Origin of the sequence: Vibrio nigripulchritudo ATCC 27043 (assembly GCF_000222685.1) — a bacterium.
Taxonomy (GTDB): Bacteria; Pseudomonadota; Gammaproteobacteria; order Enterobacterales; family Vibrionaceae; genus Vibrio; species Vibrio nigripulchritudo.
The window spans coordinates 1-3,001 of the sequence record NZ_AFWJ01000171.1 but is presented as its reverse complement, the minus strand read 5'-3'; the positions used below and the strand labels follow the sequence as shown (position 1 = coordinate 3,001).

3 protein-coding genes and 1 pseudogene are annotated in these 3,001 nt (G+C 47.2%); 1 reads left to right on the top strand and 3 read right to left on the bottom strand.

The window, feature by feature from the left end; genetic code table 11:
* Positions 1–114: pseudogene (locus tag RH89_RS29450) on the top strand (MarR family transcriptional regulator); the annotation flags it as partial.
* A 53-nt stretch (positions 115–167) separates the two neighbouring features.
* Here RH89_RS29450 and RH89_RS14180 read toward each other — a convergent pair.
* The 3 genes from RH89_RS14180 to RH89_RS14170 form a co-directional block, all read right to left on the bottom strand.
* Positions 168–824: a response regulator transcription factor gene (locus tag RH89_RS14180; protein ID WP_004403084.1), complete on the bottom strand. Its 657-nt coding sequence runs from the start codon at positions 822–824 to the stop codon at positions 168–170.
* A gap of 27 nt (positions 825–851) precedes the next feature.
* On the bottom strand, positions 852–2,207 hold the full coding sequence (locus tag RH89_RS14175) for a cache domain-containing protein (protein ID WP_004403083.1): 1,356 nt from the start codon (positions 2,205–2,207) through the stop codon (positions 852–854).
* A gap of 135 nt (positions 2,208–2,342) precedes the next feature.
* On the bottom strand, positions 2,343–3,001 hold a 659-nt coding region (locus RH89_RS14170; RefSeq protein WP_004403082.1), incomplete at its 5' end, for a TRAP transporter large permease subunit.

Genomic DNA, 3,001 nt, shown 5'->3' with positions numbered 1-3,001 from the left:
TTACTGTTATCTTCAGTACAGCGTTTGTCTTCAATGATGAATGCTGAAAGCTATGACGTTGCGCCTGTTTTGGAAATTGGCAGTATCACCAAAAACGAACAGCCTGCGCCATAAAGAAAAAGCGAGTGAATCAGCACTCGCTTTCTGATTTTCTAATTCTCTTGGACTCAGTCAACCAAACCTTTCTCTAGCGCGTATTTCGCTAACTCTGCCGTAGAGTGTAAATCCAGCTTGTGCTTGATGTTTTGCCGGTGGGTTTCAACCGTGCGGTAACTGATGTTGAGCGCTGAGGCAATTTTCTTACTGCTCTGCCCTTCTGCCACCAATTTAAGTACTGCCTCTTCTCGGCGGCTTAATGGATTGGGTTTTTGTTGTGCGGGAGTGATGGGCTGGGTGAACAAGGTTTGTGTAACGGACTCACAAAAGTACGTGGAACCTTGATACACCGTCTTAATGGCCTGAACCATCTTTTCTGCCGAAATCTCTTTCAGCATGTACCCGACGGCTCCTGCCTGCATCACCTTCATGATGTATTCACGGTTGTCATGCATTGTCAGCATCAGCACTTTCACACTTGGGTGCTCTTCTTTCAAAATCATGGTCGCTTCAATGCCATTCATCACAGGCATACTCACGTCCATTAACACCACATCGGGTTGCACTTTGGTGACGGCATCTATGGCTTCTACTCCATTACTTGCGGTCGCGACCACGTTAATTTCATCTTCCATTTCTAGCCGGGCGAGGAAACCATCCAGTACTACCTGATGGTCATCCACTATTACTATGTTTATCGCCTTACCTTGGCTTACTGCTTTTTGCATTCCATGTTGTCCAGTTTTCTATCTTAATTACGCCGGAATCAAAACCGTTATTTCTGTACCGTAGTTGGGTTCGCTAAAGAGTTCAAAATCTCCTCCGATAAATTCGACTCTTTCTCGCATATTTCGCAATCCGATCCCTTTTGCCCGCATGGTATCACTGACTGAAAACCCTCGCCCGTCATCTCGAATCATCAGCTGAATTTGTTCACCAAGCTGGTGCACCACCACTTCAACTCGGTTGGCGTACGCATGTTTCTCTATGTTAGTGAGCGATTCCTGAACCACTCGATACAATGTTGTAGCCACTTCGGAATTCATTTTCGACATGGATTTGTCGATCTCGTATTCCACTGGAATCTGAGCGTGTTCGCGAAAATCCTGAAGCAAGGTTTCGAGAGCGGCCTGCAAGCCTATGTCGTCCAACGAACTCGGTCTCAGATTATGGGAAATCCGACGTACTTCATTGATCGCAGTCAGCATCGACATTTGAGACTTATCCAGATGCGCCAGTGCTCTTTCATCAATATTAGGTTCTTTCTGCTTTAACTTATGCGCCAGCAGCTCCAGGTGGCATTTGCACGAAACCAGAAGCTGGTTGATGCCGTCGTGCAGTTCTCTCGCCAGATGCTTTTTTTCATCTTCCTGAAACATGACCGTTTTGTGAGCCAGCTCTTTCAGGTTTTTGTCCGCAATTCGATGTTCATGCCAGTTTACCGCTAATGTCAGCACGACAATCACAGCAACCGTAACACTCAGAATCGACATGGTACTGATAAAAGTGGCTTCGATGTTCTGGTTGATGGAATCTTCCATCTGGGCAACTTCGAGATGAATGTCTTCGATGTAAAGCCCTGTTCCGACCATCCATTCCCACTTAGGCAACCACGCGGCATAACTGAGCTTAGGCACAATTTCACCCGTCGACGGTTTTTGCCATAAGTAGTGCGCAAACCCGCCTCCGCTTCTCGCCTGCTCTATCAGAGAAACAATCAGAAAGTTACCGTTTTCATCCTGCATATTGATCAGGTTCTGCCCGATCAGCTCTGGAAGAATGGGGTGAACAAGATTGACGCCATTTTTGTCGTAAGCGAAAAAGTACCCGTCCGAACCGTATCTTAAGCGCGTAAGGATCTGCTTCACCTGATGTTTGGCGTCTTCTTCACTCAACTCATCGTTGGCGTAGACATGGTGGATGGCATCAAAGGCAAGATCCAACTTGTCTTTTAATGCGTTTTCTCTAGACCGTATTAAGCTGGTTCGAAGCGTTTCGATCTCTTTCACACCCAACGCTTTGGTTTGGTGAATCGAGATCCAACTGATACTGGCTGTAACCAAAATCAGAGGTAATAAGGTGAGTAATATCAGTTTGGCTCTAAGAGGCATAAGCTCCCTCTCTCACCCAATGCGTCAGCGATACGTCCATGGGGGTTCACGAATACAATCAGCCTCTGAATGTATCAGAGGCTGACATTAGCGCCCATTGTTTACCGAAATCAACGAGCTGTAACAGTTGTGAGATCACATTCCATAGAATGACGGGAATAACAGAATTGATGCCAGTACCAGAATCTGAATGGCAATAAACGGCATTACTCCTCGGTATATGTCTCTTGTGGTTACGCCTTTCGGTGCCACACCTTTAAGATAGAACAGGCTAAAGCCGAACGGTGGCGTCAGGAACGAGGTTTGTAGGTTCATCGCAACCAGGATCGCAAACCAAACCATGTTGATCCCCATCAGTTCGGCGACAGGAGCGAGAATCGGTACGATGATGAAACAGATCTCAACGAAGTCGATAAAGAAGCCCAAAATCAGGATGACCAGCATAGTGATGATCAGGAAGCCCCACTTCTCACCCGGGATCTGCATCATCCACTCTTCAACCAGATAGTCTCCGCCCGTGTAGGTGAACGCCATTGAAAACGCAGTTGCACCAAGTAGGATGGCAAAAACCATAGCCGTTACTTTTACGGTTTCTTTGGACGCATCGTATATCATTGCCCAGCTAAACTGACGGTACAGTAGCGCCAGCACAATGGCTCCGGCACCACCCAGAGCCGCTGACTCTGTTGGAGTGGCAATACCTGCGAAGATGGAACCCAGTACGACGACAATCAAAGCCATCGGTGGAACCACCGCTTTGAGTGCTTCAATGACTTCTTCTCTGCGTGAGATGG

What these genes read in the sequence shown, in the direction of transcription:
- RH89_RS14180 (WP_004403084.1), bottom strand. Translation starts at nt 824, where the DNA reads ATGCAAAAAGCAGTAAGCCAAGGTAAGGCGATAAACATAGTAATAGTG.
- RH89_RS14175 (WP_004403083.1), bottom strand. Translation starts at nt 2,207, where the DNA reads ATGCCTCTTAGAGCCAAACTGATATTACTCACCTTATTACCTCTGATT.